This is a genomic window from Ventrimonas faecis (assembly GCF_040096075.1).
GTDB classification, from domain to species: Bacteria; Bacillota; Clostridia; order Lachnospirales; family Lachnospiraceae; genus Brotaphodocola; species Brotaphodocola faecis.
On record NZ_JBBMFJ010000004.1, the window covers coordinates 1 to 16,308 of the forward strand.

The window sequence follows — 16,308 nt, forward strand, 5'->3', positions numbered from 1 at the left end:
AATATATGCAGAGAAGGGATTCGAATATCCGGAATGATGCCTGATATAGAAAAGAAAATTTCCTGATCTTTGCAACCAAAATTCCAACAATATCATTCTAATAAAACCGTGGGACACACGGGGATAGCTCGCTTATGCTTTGCCCCTATCGGGCAATCGAACGAGAAGCCCCCGCTTCAAGCGTTAGCTAAGTGGTGGGAGCATGTCACTGAATGCTACCAGACAAGTCTTGGAGATACGATCGTTTTCTATGATGACAGCTATGAAATTGTGAAATCCCTTCGCGGGAAAGTAAAGCAGTATGTGGTTTCCAATGGAACCATTACGGCTCAGACAAAAAAATTAAGAGTTTCCGGTCTGGGAGAACTCATGGATGGTATTTTCCTTTCAGAACAGCTTGGTGTGGAGAAACCGGATGTTCATTTCTTTGAACAGGTATTTGCACAGACGGGGCTGACGGACAAAACGCAGATTATGATCGTGGGTGATTGCATGAGATTTACAATCTGATATAGCTGAAATTCTGAGGTTGATTGGATGAACGGGCGGATAAAGAGGTGTTACGACAATGAAAATCGCACAGCAAAAAGAAATCAAGGAATTTTTGGTGGAAATATTTGGAAAAGAACGTGGAAACGAACTATTTGAACAGCAGGAAAAAACACTGGACGTGCTGATTGAAAAAATTGAAAATAAGTCTGAGAACCAGAGAAAAACGCTGATTCAGACGATTCTTCCCCGCATAGCCCTGTATCAGATCCTGCCCGAGACAGGCCTTTCTGGAGAAGATTTAGAGGTATGCATGCGAAGATACATGATGGATATAGTCGGGGCAAAAAAGCATGCTTCCACAGCAAAAATGGAATGGATACCGGGCTTTTACTTTCTGTACAGCAGAATTTTTCTGAAAATCGTGTGTACTATGGATTTATGGGAAAGCGTTCAAAAACATGACCGGAATTCCTTTGATGTAACCATGAAAAAGTGTCTCTGGCATACGGCCTGCTTGGAAAACGGATGCCCGGAATTATGCCGGCTGTTCTGTGATGTGGATAATGCAACTTATGGCGGACTGAAAAAATTAGGTTTTTCGCGCACTAAGACTCTGGGTTATGGCGGAGATTGCTGTGATTTTCATTTTTATAAAAAATAGTGGATTGTGGGGCAGATTATGATTATACATACAGGAATGCGGACCGATATACCGGCATTTTATAGCGAATGGTTCCTCAACCGGCTCAAAGCAGGTTACGTGCTGGTGCGAAATCCGTATAATCCAAACCAGGTAACAAGATACCGTCTTTCGCCAGATGTGGTGGATTTGATTGCATTCTGCACCAAGAATCCGGCGCCGATGCTGCCGCATATGGATGCTTTAAAACCATATGGACAATACTGGTTTGTAACAATCACGCCTTACGGAACAGACATTGAACCGCATGTGCCATGCAAGGAAAACATGATGGAAGATTTTCAGAAACTGTCGGAGCTGGTGGGCATAGACAGCATTGGATGGCGGTATGATCCCATTTTTCTTGACGAAAAACATTCCGTAGCGTGGCATATTTCAGAATTTGAAACCATGGCCAGAACACTGGCCGGTTACACGAAAACCTGTGTGATCAGCTTCATTGATCTCTACAAAAAAGTGGAGCGGAATTTCCCGGAGGCCAGAACGGTTTCGCAAAAAGACCGTCTGGCAATCGGAAAAGAACTGATTCAGATTGCCGGACAGTATGGAATGACGGTAAAACCCTGTGCGGAAGGCAGTGAACTGGCTGCATACGGCGCGGACTGTTCGGGCTGCATGACGGTGGAGACATTTGAGACGGCCCTGCATGCCAGTCTGGATGTTCCAAAGAAGAACCAGAATGTGAAGAACCGGCAATGCGGCTGTATGCTTACCGCGGACATTGGAGCCTATGATACCTGTGGGCATCTGTGCCGGTACTGCTATGCCAATTCCAATGCGGCGCTGGTACGGGAAAACCGGAGAAAGCACGATCCGAATTCTCCATTTCTGATTGGAAATGCCATGCCGGGAGATGTGATTCATGAGGCAGATCAGAGAAGCTGGATCGACCGGCAGATGAAGCTAGATCTGGAGGGACTTTTTGTTTCATAGGAAATTGCGTTCTATGAAACTTTAGGGACAGTGGTGTACCAAGAAGCTTGGGAATCACAACAGACGCCCAAAGTGTGCTATTTTTTGAAAGAAGCCTACACATCCGATGAGGACGGATATCACTTAACAGAATCTCTTTACAAAGCAGACCATCCCTGGACCATGTGGCGGAAGATTGCCATCTGGACCCAGGCCATTTACCAGGCGTTTTCCGGGAATTTCTGCGAATACGATGAAGAACTTTTGCGTTTCCGGGAGAAGGAAACCATTGACCGGATTGCTGTAGTCAATGTGAAGAAAAGCAATGGGGAAAATGGGTCAGATTACGAGGATCTGAAGGCATATGCAGAGAAAGACAAGGCGGAATTAAAGCAGGAACTGGAAATCATCCGCCCGGATATCATTGTCTGCGGCAACAATTTAAGCCTGCTGAAAATCGTGCTGGGAGAGGAACTGCAGAATGAATACACCTGGGATACCATGTTTGCCTGGTGGAACGATACGCTGGTGATCGATTATTATCATCCGGCGGTACATTACCCGAACCGGGTTAATTATTATGCGCTGATGTCAATCTGTGATGTAGCCAGAAAGGTGCGCGGAAAATAGCGAAAGATATACAGGAGAAACAGGAAAAGCTGCCCGGATCATGAGGCAGCTTTTTTTATTGTGTCACAGTAAAAATAAACCCCCTGCTCGGCAGGGGGAGGGAAGATCTTTAGATATAAGAAAACTCCTGTGCTAAAATAAAAGTGGGTCTGCAAAACCACAAATAAAAGCACAGGAGGTCCAAAATGGACTATAATAGTTTAGCCCATACAAAATGGAAATGTAAGTATCACATAGTTTTTGCACCAAAATATTCAGTATGGTTCGCAGTTATTGTTATTGCAGTAATTTCTCGATTTATTATTTGGATAGTTCATCCTGACCTTCCTGCATAAACTCATAGTTACTTACACATTATGCAGGACTGACAGCGGTTGACGCAGGAGCGGAGCGTGATTTATACTGAAGGCATACGATCAGAACGAAGCAGATTTGTTCGGGCAAAAGTGATGGATTAGAAAAATCCTGATTGGACGGAGTATAAATTGTTTGAAGTGAAGCAGGAATGTGAGGGGGATTGAATATGAGAGAGATCAGATGGGCGGTTCTGGGAACCGGAGTGATTGCCAATGAGATGGCGGCTGCATTGAAGAAAAACGGCCGGAATATCAGCGCGGTGGGGAACCGGACGCAGGAAAAAGCAGTTGCTTTTGCGGAAAAATACGGGATTGAAAAGGTATATGATGATTTTCATGAGATGTTTATCGATCCGGATATCGACGTCATCTATATCACAACGCCCCACAATACCCACATCGAATTTATGAAGCAGGCAATCCGGAATGGAAAGCATGTGCTGGTGGAGAAATCCATTACCTTAAACAGCAGTGAACTGGAGGAGGCGATTGCGCTTGCAAAAGAACATGGAGTCGTAATCGGAGAGGCTATGACGATTTATCATATGCCGCTCTATAAAAAACTTCGGGAGATTCTCAATTCCGGAAAACTGGGCAAAGTGAATTTGATTACCATGAATTTTGGAAGCTTCAAGGATTATGATATGAGCAACCGCTTTTTTAACCGGAAACTGGCGGGTGGAGCCATGCTGGATATTGGAGTTTACGCGCTTTCCTTCATCCGCTATTTTATGAGTTCCAAACCAGATCAGATTCTGTCGCAGATGAAACCGGCTCCTACCGGAGTGGATGAGCAGGCAGGTTTGCTTCTCACAAACTCAGACGGACAGATGGCTTCCGTCATGCTTTCCCTGCATTCCAAACAGCCGAAACGGGGCATGGTGTCCTGTGAGAAAGGTTACATCGAAATTATGGAATATCCGAGAGCCTGGGAAGCCGTGATCACCTACACAGAGTCCGGGGAAAAAGAAGTGGTGAAAGTCGGAGAGCATGCCGATGCGTTGGCATATGAACTTGCGGATATGGAGCAGGCAATCGGCGGAGATGCGGATTGTATGTATTTGTCTTATACAAAAGATGTCATGGATCTGATGACGGAATTCCGAAAAGAATGGGGACTGAAATATCCGGAAGAAGAATGAAGAGACGCAGAAAAGAAATGAAAAACAGGGGAACATGGGGTATTGATTATGGAATTGATGATACGGCATTTTTCAGAGCTGAGTACAGCAGAATTATATGAAATTTATAAATTGCGGGTCGCGGTTTTTGTGGTGGAGCAGAACTGTCCGTACCAGGAGGTTGATCATGCGGATCAGGTGGCGTACCATGTCTGGCTGCAGGATGAGGAGAAAATCCAGGCGTATGCCCGTGTACTTCCGCCGGAGGAAATGTTTCCGGAAGCAGCAATCGGGAGAGTGATTGCCATGAAGCGCAGGTGCGGACTGGGAAGTGAGATCGTGAAGGCAGCGATTCAGGTGGCAAAAACCCGGTTTTCTGCGGAAACGATTACCATTGAGGCACAGACCTATGCCCGGAGTCTCTATGAAAAACTTGGATTTGAACAGATTTCGGAAGAATTTCTGGAAGATGGAATTCCACATATCAAGATGCAGCTAAAGCTTTAGAAAAACAAAGGAGCGTACCAGAATGGGAATGAACCGACAGGAACTGATGGAGACCATAAAGGCATACCAGCCATTTAATGAGCAGGAAGAGATGGACAAGGCGCTGATCCTGAACTGGATCGAGACTCAGGAAAATGCGTTTTCCCGGGATAACACCGTGGCGCATATGACGGCTTCAGCCTGGGTGGTGAACAAAGACCGGAGTAAAGTCCTCATGGTGTATCACAACATTTATCATTCCTGGTCCTGGCTGGGCGGACATGCGGACGGAGAGACAGACCTGCTTGCAGTGGCAATCCGGGAAGTGAAGGAAGAGGCCGGAATTTCCAGTGTGCGCCCGGTATCAGAGGAAATCTTTTCTCTGGAATCTCTGACGGTAGACGGACATGTGAAACGGGGCAACTATGTATCCAGTCATCTCCATTTAAATGTCACCTATCTGTTGGAAGCAGATTCGGAGGAGTGCGTTTCGGTGAAGGAAGATGAGAACAGTGGCGTAGCCTGGTTTTCGCCGGAAGAAGCACTGAAAAAATCCACGGAACCCTGGTTTGTGGAGCGGGTATATGGAAAGCTCGTGGAGAAGATGAAGAAACACGGTTAGAATCCACATAAAAATCACACATCTTTCTGCTAAAATTCACGTCAGGAGGTGCGAAAGACGTGAATATCAGCAGAAAAAGACTTTACATTGGCGGTATGACATGCGTGAACTGCCAGAATAAAATAGAACAGGCGGTAAAATATTCCAATGAAGGCGGAATGATTCAAATTCGGGTGAAACAGGAGAAACTTAAGGCAGTCCTGATTGTGGAAGATCAGGGAATCGGCATGGCAGAGGAAGATTTGCCGCTGATCTTTGAACGATTTTACCGGACCGATCTTTCCCGCAGCCGCAAGACCGGAGGAGCCGGAATTGGCCTTGCGATCGTGAAAGCCATCGTCCAGGCCCATCAGGGCACCGTGACGGTTATAAGTAAGGTGGGCTGCGGAAGCCGGTTCACGGTCACGTTGCCAGCAGGAGAACGGACGCACTGAGTGTGAAAAACTCCTGGTTTATGAAAAGCAGGTTACTGTTTTTGAACAGGAACTTTCGGAAGCCTGCGAGAAAGCAAGGCCAGCATATTTGTTCGGCTGTGGTATGCCGGGCGCAGGGTTTCTTCCATGGCGCACCATTTATCCGCAAGGCAGACCAGCCAGGCTTCCCGGCACTGCGGAGGAATGGGGGTCAGCGGGAACATATGACGGGCAATCGTATTTTTCTCGCGCTGGTTTAAGGCGTAGTCCCGTGTGGCGTTTTTTAACGCCGTTCCCGGATGGCGAAAGCCATGGAGCCGGTGGGAGGCATCGCTTTCATGCCAGTCATATAAAAAATAATCGTGCAGCAGAGCGCCTTTCACAAGGGAGACCTCGTCCAGCGGGATCTGCCATTTTTCCATGAGAAAAAGGCTGACGTACGCCACATGAACACTGTGCTGATAGATGGTCGTGCAGCCATGCTGCATGGCCTCTTTTTCTTCGTAAAATCTTCCTTCCAGTGCCAGCTCCCGGATGGTGTCAGCCAGAAGCTTCTGTCTTTTGGGAGATAAGGAAATTTTTGTTTTCATAGGGTGCGGATTACCTCGCGGATGGATGTTTCGTTACGATTCACATTTTTTACAACCTGTATTATAATCGTTTTTAGAGAGATTGCAATTGCATATTGCTACATCTTGCGAAAACGGATATACTAGTAAGTAAATGCGTTGCAGCGAGGGGTTGCCGCGAAGTAAAATCCGGCGAACATTTTGGATTTTATTTTGCGACAGCCCCTCGCTGCGAACGAAAGAAAACAGGGGGAAAAACCATGCTTTTCATGAACAAAACATTGCTGCGGCTGACCAGGGGCTTATGGTTCTGGATTCTGGCCATTGCCGGAGTGAGCTTTCTGACGCTGGTGGGAACCACAGCATTGGCGGAGATCATTGCCGGATTCCTGGGCAGTCTGTTTGAACCGCAGGAGGTCCTTTCATCGGCGGGAAGTGCCATCCGCGCGGCACTCTTGGTGGCGCTGTTTACCTTCTGTGCGCAGATGGTGAAAGGCCTGCTGGAATACAAGACGGCAGCCAAAGCCAGGACCAGCATGCGCCGGATGATTTTTTCCAAGGTACTGGATCTGGATGCAGGCGGCATCGAAAAGATCGGACCGGTTTCGGCAATTACCGCATCGGTAGACGCAGTGGAGCAGATGCAGATGTATTTCAGCACATATCTGCCGAGTCTGATCTGCAGTATCCTGGCACCGATTTATCTGTTCTTCCATTTAAAGAACATTTCTATGCCGGTGGCGCTGCTTTTATTAGTAGTGTCTCTGATCCTGCTTCCGGTGAACAACCTGTTCCGCTGCCGGATTGAAGAAATTCGAAAGGGCTACTGGAAATCTCTGGATGATATGACGGGCTACTACATGGACAGCCTGCGCGGCCTGACTACCTTAAAGCTGTTTGACCGGGATAAGGAGCACTCCCGCGTTCTGGGAGAGAAGGCAGATGTGTTAAATTACAACATCAACTGCTTTATGAAGGTCAACTTTACTTCCTTCCTGGTAACGGAAGCCATGATTTACGCAGCGGTTCTGTTTGCGCTGGTAAATTCTGCCGGACGTATTGCAGATGGCAGCATGACCATTGCCCAGGCGCTGATCGTGCTGATGCTTTCCTACAGCTATTTCTCTGCCGCAAAGGAGCTGATGAACGCTTCCCACAGCGCGCTGACGGCGATTGCGGCAGCGGGCAAGGTGGAGGAAATTCTGGATACCGACACTTCGCGTCCGTATGATCCGTCCCTTCCGAAAGATCCGGAACAGTTTGCGGGAATCCGCATGGATCATGTTTCCTACGGCTATGAGGGCAGAAGCAGGGCGCTGCAGGATATGTCCCTGACGGTTCCGAAGGGAAAGACTGTGGCTCTGGTGGGCTTATCCGGCTGCGGCAAGTCTACAACGGCATCCCTGCTGATGCGGTTCTGTGATCCGTTATCCGGAAACATCTATATAGAGGGAAACGATTACTGCAGCATGAAGCCGGAAGAACTGCGAAAGCACATTGCCATGGTGCCGCAGCAGGTCAATCTGTTTTCCGGCACGATCCGGGAAAATCTGATGTTAGCTGACCCGGACGCAGACGATGCGTTGTTACTGGAAGCACTGGAGGAAGCGGGACTGGGTTCATTTATTCATTCTCAGAGTAAGGGATTGGATTCTGACGTGGGAAATGCGGGAAGCTCCTTATCCGGCGGACAGCGCCAGAAGATGGGCATTGCCAGGGCACTGCTTTCCAGGGCGGAGTATATGATCTTTGATGAAGCAACCTCCAGTGTCGATCCCCAGAGTGAGAAAGAAATCTGGACGACTATCGGACATCTGGCTGAGACCCGGACCCTCATCATCATTTCCCACCGCATGTCCTCTGTGCAGAATGCAGACTGCATTTACGTGCTGAAGGATGGCATGGTGGCCCAGCACGGAACCCATGAAACCCTGATGAACGAGGGCGGACTTTACAAAGAACTGGTGGTACGCCAGCAGGCAATGGAGGTGGCAGAATGAAGCGAAAATTCAGTTATTCGATGAAAGAGATGAATTACCGCCTTCTGATGATGGGACGCCCAATCTGGAAATATATTGGCATCTCCACGCTGGCCAGTACCCTTGGAGCCCTGTCCCATATGGGACTGATGGGCTTTGGAGCCCTGTGGCTGCTGGCAGCGGCAGGATTTTGTGATGGAGCCGGAATCTATGCGGCCCTGACGGCAGTCTGTGCGATCCTGATTGCAGTTTGCCGTTATCTGGAAGGTGTCTTTTCCCATCTGGGGGCCTACGGCATTCTGGCAAAAATGCGGGTGCATTTGTTCGATGCCATCGATCGCATCGCTCCGGCGTATCTGATCGGGCGGGAGACTGGTGATGTAATGAACATTGCAGTGTCGGACATTGAGACACTGGAATACTTTTTTGCCCACACCATCGGGCCGATGTTTACGGTCATCCTGCTCCCGACAACGACGGTGGTGATTGCCTGGTGTGTGAACCCGCTGTATGCATTGGTGCTGATCCCAATTTACCTGATCATCAGCGTGGTGCTTCCGCTTGTGGCATTAAAGGCTGGCCGCGGCATCGGCATGCGCTACCGGGAACAGCTGGGGGATCTGAAATCCAAGATTCTGGAGAGTGTCTACAGCATCCGGGATATTCAGATTTTCGGCGCGGGACAGCGCCGGATGCAGGTGGTGGAACAGGCCAATGGGAAGGTCAATCAGGCGGCGCTGGGCTTAACGCTGCATCGTCAGACCATAGCATCCTTCCCGAACTTTTTCGTGTATCTGGCAAGAATTCTGATCCTGGTGTGTGCCGGTGTGCTGGCCGCGCGCGGAATCAATCATCCGGTGGGAACCATTGCTTTATCCTTTGCGGCAACGGCATCTTTGTCCTCGACCTTCAGCCTGACTTTTGTGGTGACGAGCCTGTTAGAGAGCTACGCGGCGGCAGAGCGTATCTTTAAGATTGAGGATACGGAGCCGGAGACAAAGGAGCCGGAGCATCCGGTATCCTGCGGCGAGATTGAGACCATTGAATTTCAGGATGTGACCTTTGCTTATCCGGGTACCCGGAAAAACATTCTGGAGCATTTTAACTACGTGATTAAAAAGGGCGACCGGGTTGGCATTGCCGGGGAATCCGGCGCAGGCAAATCCACGATCCTGCGCCTGCTCCTGCGGTTCTATGCGCCGACAGAAGGGCAGATTCTCATCAATGGCATTCCGATTGAGCAGATCAGCTTTACGGAGTTACATCAGCGGATCGCGTTTCTGGAGCAGGATACGTACCTGTTTGACGCGACCATTGCGGAGAACATCGGCATCGCGAAGCCGGAAGCTGGTATGGATGAGATCCGTACGGCAGCAAAGCGGGCCGGAATTGCGGAGTTTATTGACACGCTGCCGGATGGCTATGACACCGACATGGGCCAGATGAGCGCCAGACTTTCCGGCGGTGAACGCCAGAGAATCGGCATTGCCCGGATTCTTCTTCGGAACCCGGATGTCTGCCTGATGGACGAGCCGTCCAGTGCCCTGGATGCGTTGCATGAGAAGGAACTGCTGCATACCCTGGAAACAGAGTACGCGGGAAAGACGCTGCTGCTGATTTCGCACCGTACAAGTACGCTGACAGGGTGCGAGCGGATTTTAAACGCGGAGACATTCCGGTAAATGCAGGGAAAGAAAAACAGGAGGTTTCGGATATGAAACAGTGTATGGATTCCGACAATCTTCACCGTCGGTTAAAGAAGATCATCGGTCAGGTGCATGCCATTGACCGCATGATTGATGAGGGTGTTCCCTGTGAGGATATCCTGTCCTAGATCAACGCCGCAAAGTCTGCGCTGCATGGCTGCGGAAGGTGGTTCTGGAGGGACATATCAAACACTGCGTCCGCGATGGCATTGAGCATGGCGGTGCGGACCAGACCATTGAAAATTTCACAAAAGCGGTAGAGCGCTTCGCGAATATGACCTGACGCGGATTTCGCCCCATAGGATGGTGTTTATGCCATTCTGTGGGGCTTTTTTATTTTAATCCAGACCCCTTGAATTCTTAAATCAGGGGAAATAAGAAAGAAATATTTAAATTTGCAGGGATTTTTGCTATACTGAATGTAATGTATTTGAGCAAAACGAGGAATTGGGAGGTGCTTGTTCATTGGGGATTTTTGTGAATTCTGGAAATGGGGCATTTCAGGTTGCGGTGAATTCCGAAATCTATGTAGATAAAACCGGATTATTAACTTATACCAATAAAGTTATGAATACATTACAGGGATATATCTGCAACAGCCGTCCCAGACGATTTGGCAAATCCATTGCGGCCAATATGCTTACGGCATATTACAGCCGGGGATGTGATTCGGAAGCAATGTTTTCTGGATTGACGATAGGGCAGGCACCAGATTTTAAAACGCATTTGAACCGGTATGATGTAATTCATCTGGATATCCAGTGGTGTATAGAACCGGCAGGCGGGGCAGAAAAGGTAGTTTCCTATATTACTGAAAAAACGGTAGGAGAATTGAGGGAATATTACCCTGCGGAAATTCCGGAACATGTAAAGTCTCTACCGGAAGCATTGTCCTGTGTGAATGGAGCTACGGGCAGAAAATTCATTTTGATTATTGATGAATGGGATGTGCTGATCCGTGATGAAGCGGATAATCAGAAAATCCAGGAAGACTATATTCGGTTTTTGCGTGCGCTGTTTAAGGGAACGGAGCCAACAAAATATATCCAGCTGGCTTATCTGACAGGAATCCTTCCAATCAAAAAAGTGAAAACCCAGTCGGCTTTAAATAATTTTGATGAATACACGATGCTGTTTGCAGGAGCATTGGCTCCCTATGTTGGTTTCACGGAAGACGAAGTACGGAGACTTTGTGGGAAATATCAGAGAGATTTTGAAAAAGTAAAGCGGTGGTATGACGGGTATCTGCTGGGGAATTATCAGGTTTATAATCCCAGGGCTGTTGTAACTTTGATGCTGAATGGACAGTTTAAAAGCTACTGGTCGGAAACTGGATCCTATGAGGCCATTGTTCCGTTATTGAATATGGATTTTGATGGCTTGAAATCTGCTCTGATCGAGATGATTGCCGGTAATTCGGTGGAAGTTCAGGTGGGAACTTTCCAGAACGATGTGGTGAATTTTGCGAATAAAGATGACGTGCTGACGTATCTGATTCATCTGGGATATCTGGCGTATGATCAGAACACAGAGCGTGCATTTGTTCCGAATGAGGAAATCCGTCAGGAATTAATCAAAGCAACCCAGAGGAAAAAGTGGAATGAGTTTTTAGATTTTCAGAGAGAATCGTTTGTTTTGCTGGACGCGACACTGGATATGGATGCAGAAACCGTGGCAGAGCAGATAGAAAAGATTCATATGGATTATGCGTCTGCTATTCAGTATCATAACGAAAATTCTTTGAGCAGCGTGCTTTCAATTGCGTATTTGAGTGCGATGCAATACTATTTTAAACCAGTCCGGGAATTACCGACAGGGCGTGGTTTTGCGGATTTTGTTTTTATTCCAAAACCAGAATATATACAGGATTATCCTGCCATGGTGGTGGAATTAAAATGGAATCGAAGTGCAAAAACAGCAATGCAGCAGATAAAAGAGCGGCATTATCCAGATTCTCTGAAGGCCTATACAGGAGAAATTCTTCTTGTAGCAGTAAATTATGACAAGAAAACAAAAGTGCATCAGTGCCTGATAGAAAAATACGAAAAAGAAGGATGAGAAACGATGGCATCCAGCAAAGAATATTTAACCGGACTTTTTCAGGCCATGTATGAGGAGCTGCCAGCACCGAAAAAGAAAAATGTAAGAAAACAGATATAATTAATTGGAGAATTATGGTATACACTTGCACATACAAATCAAAACTGGGGGATATTTTACTGGCCGCTGATGAAATCAGGCTTACCGGCTTATGGTTTACCGGGCAGAAATATTATGCTAATACACTTCTGGACGAACATATTTCTCAGGAAACCCCGATTCTGGCAGAAGCGAAAAAATGGCTGGACATTTACTTTTCCGGTAAAGAGCCAACATTCACTCCGCCGCTTCATCCCGCTGGTTCCGATTTCCGTCAGGCGGTATGGCAGATTTTATTGCAGATTCCCTATGGACAGACCATAACCTACGGGGAGATTGCCAGACAGCTTGCTGTCAAACAGGGAACTTCCCGTATGTCTGCGCAGGCAGTAGGCGGTGCGGTGGGGCATAATGCGATTTCCATTATCATTCCCTGTCACCGGGTGGTCGGAAGTAATGGGAGCCTGACGGGATATGCAGGCGGCATGGAGAAAAAAGTAGCGCTTCTTAAGCTGGAACATACTGATATGAGCCACTTTTTCATTCCAAAGAAAGGAACGGCACTGTAAGTTCCCGGCGAATCCAAAACGAAAGAATAAGGGATGACAGGAAAAGCCGCCTCATGGTTCATGAAAACCATGGGACGGCTTTTCTTAACCGGTCACTTCCTGCAGCACCAGCTTCGGTTCTGCCATCAGCGAATAATTCGTATGGTAGATAACGAATCCCGGAGCGCCGCCAGCGGCCTTTTTCACATGCTTTCTCTGGATATAGTCAATCTCGACCTTATCATTCTCCCGGCCTTTGGAGTACCAGGCAGCCAGGGCAGCGGCCTCTTCGAAGGTGCGGTCCGGCAGCTCTTTGCCCTCGGTGCGGACTATCACGTGGGAACCCGGAATGCCTTTGGCGTGGAACCACCAGTCATTGCCGTTGGCAATCTTGAAGGTGACTTCCTCATTCTGGTAGTTGTTCTTTCCAACATAGATATCAAACCCGTCGGTGGAGCGGTAGTGGTACGGGCGGCTGGTGATCTTCGGCTTTTTGGCGCCGTAGGGGCGTTTCTTTACAAAGCCGAACTCCATCAGCTCTTCTTTGATCTGCACCAGATCATCCTCCTTCAGCGCGATATCCAGGGCGGTGCTGATGGATTCCAGGTGGTCGATTTCCTGTTTCGTCTCCAGCGTCAGGTCGCTCAGGGCTTCATAGGTACGTTTCAGCTTGTTGTACTTGGCAAAGAATTTCTGGGAGTTTTCCTGGGCGGAAAGCTGTGGATCCAGCGGAATCTTTACCTCCTCATTGGTGTAGTAATTCAGGCATTTCAGCTCTTTTTCCCCGCCTTTTAACTCATAGCCGTAGGTATTTAACAGTTCCCCGTATACCTTATATTTATCACGCTTTTCGGTATCCTTTAGCTGTTTTTCCTGCAGGTCGTATTTTTTATAGTTGCGCTCTAACGCGGTCTGCACGATTTTGCGGAGATCTACTGATTTCTGCCGGATACGGGTGACAGCGCTCTTTTCGGAGTAGTAGGAGTCCAGCAGGCGGCTGATGGATTCAAACGGCTTTGTCTGATACTCCGCGGACTCATAGCAGGTCAGCGGCACGGAAGCGAATTCCACCGGTTCCTCACCGCGGTAAATGATGTTCGGCGTGAACTTGCCGGTTTTGACATCCTCCATCAAAATGTCGAACATGTGGTATAAATGGGTCAGCTCTGCCGGGGAAAGCTCGTTGGCGGAGCGGTCTCCGTCAATGGAGGCCATATGGCAGATTTCCGTACCGATGATGGGGCTGATGCCGGTGAGCTTCTGGTACAGGGCTTTCTGTACCGGAGCCGGTATGCTGCCGATGACCCTGACAAAGGTCTCCTCAGAAATGGTGAGGGGGTCTTCTTTATCGGTGGTGTGGGGAATGAAATACATTCGGCCAGGCAGAACCTCGCGCACGGAGCTGACCTGGGCGGAGACATGCTTGATGCTGTCTAAGATGGTGCCATCTTCCTTACAGAAGATGATGTTGCTGTGCTTGCCCATCAGCTCCACGATGAGACGCTTCTTTCGCAGATCCCCCAGCTCATCCAGGTGCTCAATCTCAAATTCGATGATACGCTCGAGGCCTGGCTGGGATACCTTGACAATGCGTCCGGTTCCGATGTGCTTTCTCAGCAACATGCAGAAGTTCGGCGCGGTAAGCGGGCTTGGTTTGTTGTTCTCGGTGAAGTACACCAGCGGCAGGCTTGCGCTGGCCGATACCGAGAGACGTAAAGTTTCTTTATTGTTTTTCACCGTGAACATGAGTTCATCCTTCTCCGGCTGGGCAATCTTATTGATCTTGCCACCCTCTAATTTCTGCCGGATGTCATGGACCAGGTTCGCGATCACAATTCCGTCAAATGCCATGTTACAATATAGCTCCTTTATAATATGAAATAAATGATTCGGATGCCTGCCAGAGTGCCCGGCAGGTACAATCGTTCCAATTATACAGGATTTTTGCCTGATTTACAAGGACACGGAGACAAGGATGGTTAGGTTTTTGCCAATTTGGAATGCGAAGCCGTTGACTTGTTTTTCCATTTGACTTATAATGTATTTTATCTATGGCAAAGGAGAAGATGACATCATGATAAAGAGCATGACCGGATTCGGCCGGTGCGAGATCGTCACTGCGGAATACAAGATTTCCGTAGAAATGAAGGCAGTCAACCACCGTTATCTCGACTTAAGCATCAAGCTGCCAAAAAAGTTCAATTACTTTGAGGCGGGCATCCGCAACCTGTTAAAAACCTATATCCAGCGCGGAAAAGTAGATGTATTCATTAACTATGAAGACTACACAGAAGAGAAAATGTGCTTAAAGTACAACAGTTCCCTTGCCGCAGAATATATGAACTGCTTCAAACAGATGGAAGAGCAGTTCGGCATCAAAAACGATATTACCGTATCGGGCCTGGCCCGTATGCCGGAGATCCTGACCATGGATCAGGTTCCGGAAGATGAAGACCGCATCTGGCAGCAGCTTTCCGAAGCTGTGGAAGGAGCCGCAAAGAAGTTCGTAGACTCCCGTGTCCAGGAAGGCGAAAAATTAAAGGCAGACTTACTGGGCAAACTGGACTACATGAGCAGTCTGGTGGCATTTATTGAGGAGCGTTCCCCGGTTATTTTAACGGAGTACCGCCAGAAACTGGAGGACAAGGTCAAAGAGCTTCTTGGAAGCACGCCGATGGATGAAGGCCGTATTGCCACCGAGGTTACCATCTATGCGGACAAGATCTGCGTGGATGAGGAGATGGTCCGTCTTCACAGCCACATTGACGCCACCAGAAAAGAGCTGGAAGCAGGCGGCAGCGTAGGCCGCAAGCTGGACTTCATTGCCCAGGAGATGAACCGCGAGGCCAATACCACGCTTTCCAAATCCACCGATCTGGAAATCTGCGACAAGGCCATCGCGTTAAAGACTGAGATTGAAAAAGTCAGAGAACAGATTCAGAATATTGAATAATACAGAATCGAGGAATGAGTATGAGCCGTAAGGGAATTTTAGCGGTTGTTTCCGGCTTTTCGGGAGCAGGAAAAGGAACTTTGATGAAAGCACTGCTTTCAGAACATGCAGACCAGTACGCGTTATCCATTTCCGCCACCACACGCGGACCACGCGAGGGGGAAGTGGACGGCAGAGAGTATTTCTTCAAGACAAAAGAGCAGTTTGAGCAGATGATCGAAGATGGTGAACTGATCGAACATGCCTGCTACGTGGGTAACTATTATGGAACCCCGAAGAGCTATGTTATGGAGCAGCTGGAAGCCGGAAAGAATGTCATTCTGGAAATTGAGATCCAGGGTGCTTTGAATGTAAAGAAAAAATTCCCAGATACTCTGCTGTTATTCGTAACACCGCCAAGTGCCCAGGAGCTGGAGCACAGACTGCGGGGCCGCGGCACCGAGACAGATGAGGTCATCAGGAGCCGCTTAAAACGCGCGGTGGAAGAGGCTGAGTTCATGGACCACTATGACTACATTCTGGTAAACGATGATCTGGAAACCTGTGTACAGGAAATGCATGAGCTCATTCAGGCACAGCGCCACAAAACTTCCCAGAACCAGGAGTTCATCGCAGAAATGAAAGAGGATTTAAAGCAGTTTTAAATGAGACTGTTTTTATCATAAAACATTATACAAGAAAA

16 protein-coding genes and 2 pseudogenes are annotated in these 16,308 nt (G+C 48.2%); 16 read left to right on the forward strand and 2 right to left on the reverse strand.

Annotated elements, in window-relative coordinates:
- The first annotated feature begins 108 nt into the window (after positions 1-108).
- The 9 genes and pseudogenes from WMO41_RS03015 to WMO41_RS03055 all read left to right on the forward strand — a co-directional run bounded on the left by WMO41_RS03015 (position 109) and on the right by WMO41_RS03055 (position 5,753).
- Positions 109-510, forward strand: coding sequence for an HAD family hydrolase (locus WMO41_RS03015; protein WP_349228508.1), 402 nt, complete (start codon positions 109-111; stop codon positions 508-510).
- A 58-nt stretch (positions 511-568) separates the two neighbouring features.
- Entirely contained in the window at positions 569-1,153 is a 585-nt protein-coding gene (locus WMO41_RS03020; protein WP_349228509.1) for an L-2-amino-thiazoline-4-carboxylic acid hydrolase, read from the forward strand.
- A gap of 18 nt (positions 1,154-1,171) precedes the next feature.
- Complete coding sequence (locus tag WMO41_RS03025; RefSeq protein WP_349228510.1) at positions 1,172-2,125, forward strand: DUF1848 domain-containing protein; 954 nt, start codon at positions 1,172-1,174, stop codon at positions 2,123-2,125.
- A gap of 84 nt (positions 2,126-2,209) precedes the next feature.
- Entirely contained in the window at positions 2,210-2,734 is a 525-nt protein-coding gene (locus tag WMO41_RS03030; protein WP_349228511.1) for a hypothetical protein, read from the forward strand.
- Positions 2,735-2,919: 185 nt separating this feature from the next.
- Positions 2,920-2,988 (forward strand): annotated as a pseudogene (locus WMO41_RS03035) (IS200/IS605 family transposase); the annotation flags it as partial.
- Positions 2,989-3,257: 269 nt separating this feature from the next.
- Positions 3,258-4,232, forward strand: coding sequence for a Gfo/Idh/MocA family protein (locus WMO41_RS03040; RefSeq protein WP_349228512.1), 975 nt, complete (start codon positions 3,258-3,260; stop codon positions 4,230-4,232).
- 48 nt (positions 4,233-4,280) lie between these two features.
- On the forward strand, positions 4,281-4,718 hold the full coding sequence (locus WMO41_RS03045) for a GNAT family N-acetyltransferase (RefSeq protein ID WP_349228513.1): 438 nt from the start codon (positions 4,281-4,283) through the stop codon (positions 4,716-4,718).
- A gap of 28 nt (positions 4,719-4,746) precedes the next feature.
- On the forward strand, positions 4,747-5,319 hold the full coding sequence (locus WMO41_RS03050; RefSeq protein WP_349228611.1) for an NUDIX hydrolase: 573 nt from the start codon (positions 4,747-4,749) through the stop codon (positions 5,317-5,319).
- Positions 5,320-5,378: 59 nt separating this feature from the next.
- Positions 5,379-5,753, forward strand: coding sequence for a sensor histidine kinase (locus WMO41_RS03055; protein WP_349228514.1), 375 nt, complete (start codon positions 5,379-5,381; stop codon positions 5,751-5,753).
- Positions 5,754-5,785: 32 nt separating this feature from the next.
- Here the strand turns inward: WMO41_RS03055 and WMO41_RS03060 are convergent, their stop codons facing one another.
- Positions 5,786-6,322, reverse strand: coding sequence for an HD domain-containing protein (locus WMO41_RS03060; protein ID WP_349228515.1), 537 nt, complete (start codon positions 6,320-6,322; stop codon positions 5,786-5,788).
- 248 nt (positions 6,323-6,570) lie between these two features.
- Between WMO41_RS03060 and WMO41_RS03065 the strand changes: the two genes are divergently transcribed.
- The 5 genes and pseudogenes from WMO41_RS03065 (at position 6,571) to WMO41_RS03085 (ending at position 12,694) form a co-directional block, all read left to right on the forward strand.
- Entirely contained in the window at positions 6,571-8,301 is a 1,731-nt protein-coding gene (locus WMO41_RS03065; RefSeq protein WP_349228516.1) for an ABC transporter ATP-binding protein/permease, read from the forward strand.
- Positions 8,298-9,962, forward strand: a complete 1,665-nt coding sequence (cydC, locus tag WMO41_RS03070) for a thiol reductant ABC exporter subunit CydC (protein WP_349228517.1) — start codon at positions 8,298-8,300, stop codon at positions 9,960-9,962. Before WMO41_RS03065 ends, cydC begins: the two co-directional genes overlap by 4 nt.
- A gap of 32 nt (positions 9,963-9,994) precedes the next feature.
- Positions 9,995-10,269: pseudogene (locus WMO41_RS03075) on the forward strand (metal-sensing transcriptional repressor).
- Between the two features lie 182 nt (positions 10,270-10,451).
- On the forward strand, positions 10,452-12,044 hold the full coding sequence (locus WMO41_RS03080; RefSeq protein ID WP_494338420.1) for an AAA family ATPase: 1,593 nt from the start codon (positions 10,452-10,454) through the stop codon (positions 12,042-12,044).
- Between the two features lie 116 nt (positions 12,045-12,160).
- Positions 12,161-12,694, forward strand: a complete 534-nt coding sequence (locus tag WMO41_RS03085) for a methylated-DNA--[protein]-cysteine S-methyltransferase (RefSeq protein ID WP_349228518.1) — start codon at positions 12,161-12,163, stop codon at positions 12,692-12,694.
- A gap of 84 nt (positions 12,695-12,778) precedes the next feature.
- Here WMO41_RS03085 and WMO41_RS03090 read toward each other — a convergent pair whose 3' ends face one another.
- Positions 12,779-14,524, reverse strand: a complete 1,746-nt coding sequence (locus WMO41_RS03090; protein ID WP_349228519.1) for an Rqc2 family fibronectin-binding protein — start codon at positions 14,522-14,524, stop codon at positions 12,779-12,781.
- Between the two features lie 223 nt (positions 14,525-14,747).
- Between WMO41_RS03090 and WMO41_RS03095 the strand changes: the two genes are divergently transcribed.
- Positions 14,748-15,626 (forward strand): YicC/YloC family endoribonuclease, encoded by an 879-nt coding sequence (locus WMO41_RS03095; RefSeq protein WP_349228520.1) that lies wholly within the window; start codon positions 14,748-14,750, stop codon positions 15,624-15,626.
- 20 nt (positions 15,627-15,646) lie between these two features.
- A complete protein-coding gene (gene gmk / locus WMO41_RS03100) occupies positions 15,647-16,270 on the forward strand; it encodes a guanylate kinase (protein ID WP_349228613.1) in 624 nt (207 codons plus the stop codon).
- Positions 16,271-16,308: the final 38 nt, after the last annotated feature.

Bases quoted from the DNA above. Each gene is read 5' to 3' on its own strand.
- WMO41_RS03020 (WP_349228509.1), top strand. From the start codon at position 569: ATGAAAATCGCACAGCAAAAAGAAATCAAGGAATTTTTGGTGGAAATA.
- WMO41_RS03025 (WP_349228510.1), top strand. From the start codon at position 1,172: ATGATTATACATACAGGAATGCGGACCGATATACCGGCATTTTATAGC.
- WMO41_RS03040 (WP_349228512.1), top strand. From the start codon at position 3,258: ATGAGAGAGATCAGATGGGCGGTTCTGGGAACCGGAGTGATTGCCAAT.
- WMO41_RS03045 (WP_349228513.1), top strand. From the start codon at position 4,281: ATGGAATTGATGATACGGCATTTTTCAGAGCTGAGTACAGCAGAATTA.
- WMO41_RS03050 (WP_349228611.1), top strand. From the start codon at position 4,747: ATGAACCGACAGGAACTGATGGAGACCATAAAGGCATACCAGCCATTT.
- WMO41_RS03060 (WP_349228515.1), bottom strand. From the start codon at position 6,322: ATGAAAACAAAAATTTCCTTATCTCCCAAAAGACAGAAGCTTCTGGCT.
- WMO41_RS03065 (WP_349228516.1), top strand. From the start codon at position 6,571: ATGAACAAAACATTGCTGCGGCTGACCAGGGGCTTATGGTTCTGGATT.
- cydC (WP_349228517.1), top strand. From the start codon at position 8,298: ATGAAGCGAAAATTCAGTTATTCGATGAAAGAGATGAATTACCGCCTT.
- WMO41_RS03085 (WP_349228518.1), top strand. From the start codon at position 12,161: ATGGTATACACTTGCACATACAAATCAAAACTGGGGGATATTTTACTG.
- WMO41_RS03090 (WP_349228519.1), bottom strand. From the start codon at position 14,524: ATGGCATTTGACGGAATTGTGATCGCGAACCTGGTCCATGACATCCGG.
- WMO41_RS03095 (WP_349228520.1), top strand. From the start codon at position 14,748: ATGATAAAGAGCATGACCGGATTCGGCCGGTGCGAGATCGTCACTGCG.
- gmk (WP_349228613.1), top strand. From the start codon at position 15,647: ATGAGCCGTAAGGGAATTTTAGCGGTTGTTTCCGGCTTTTCGGGAGCA.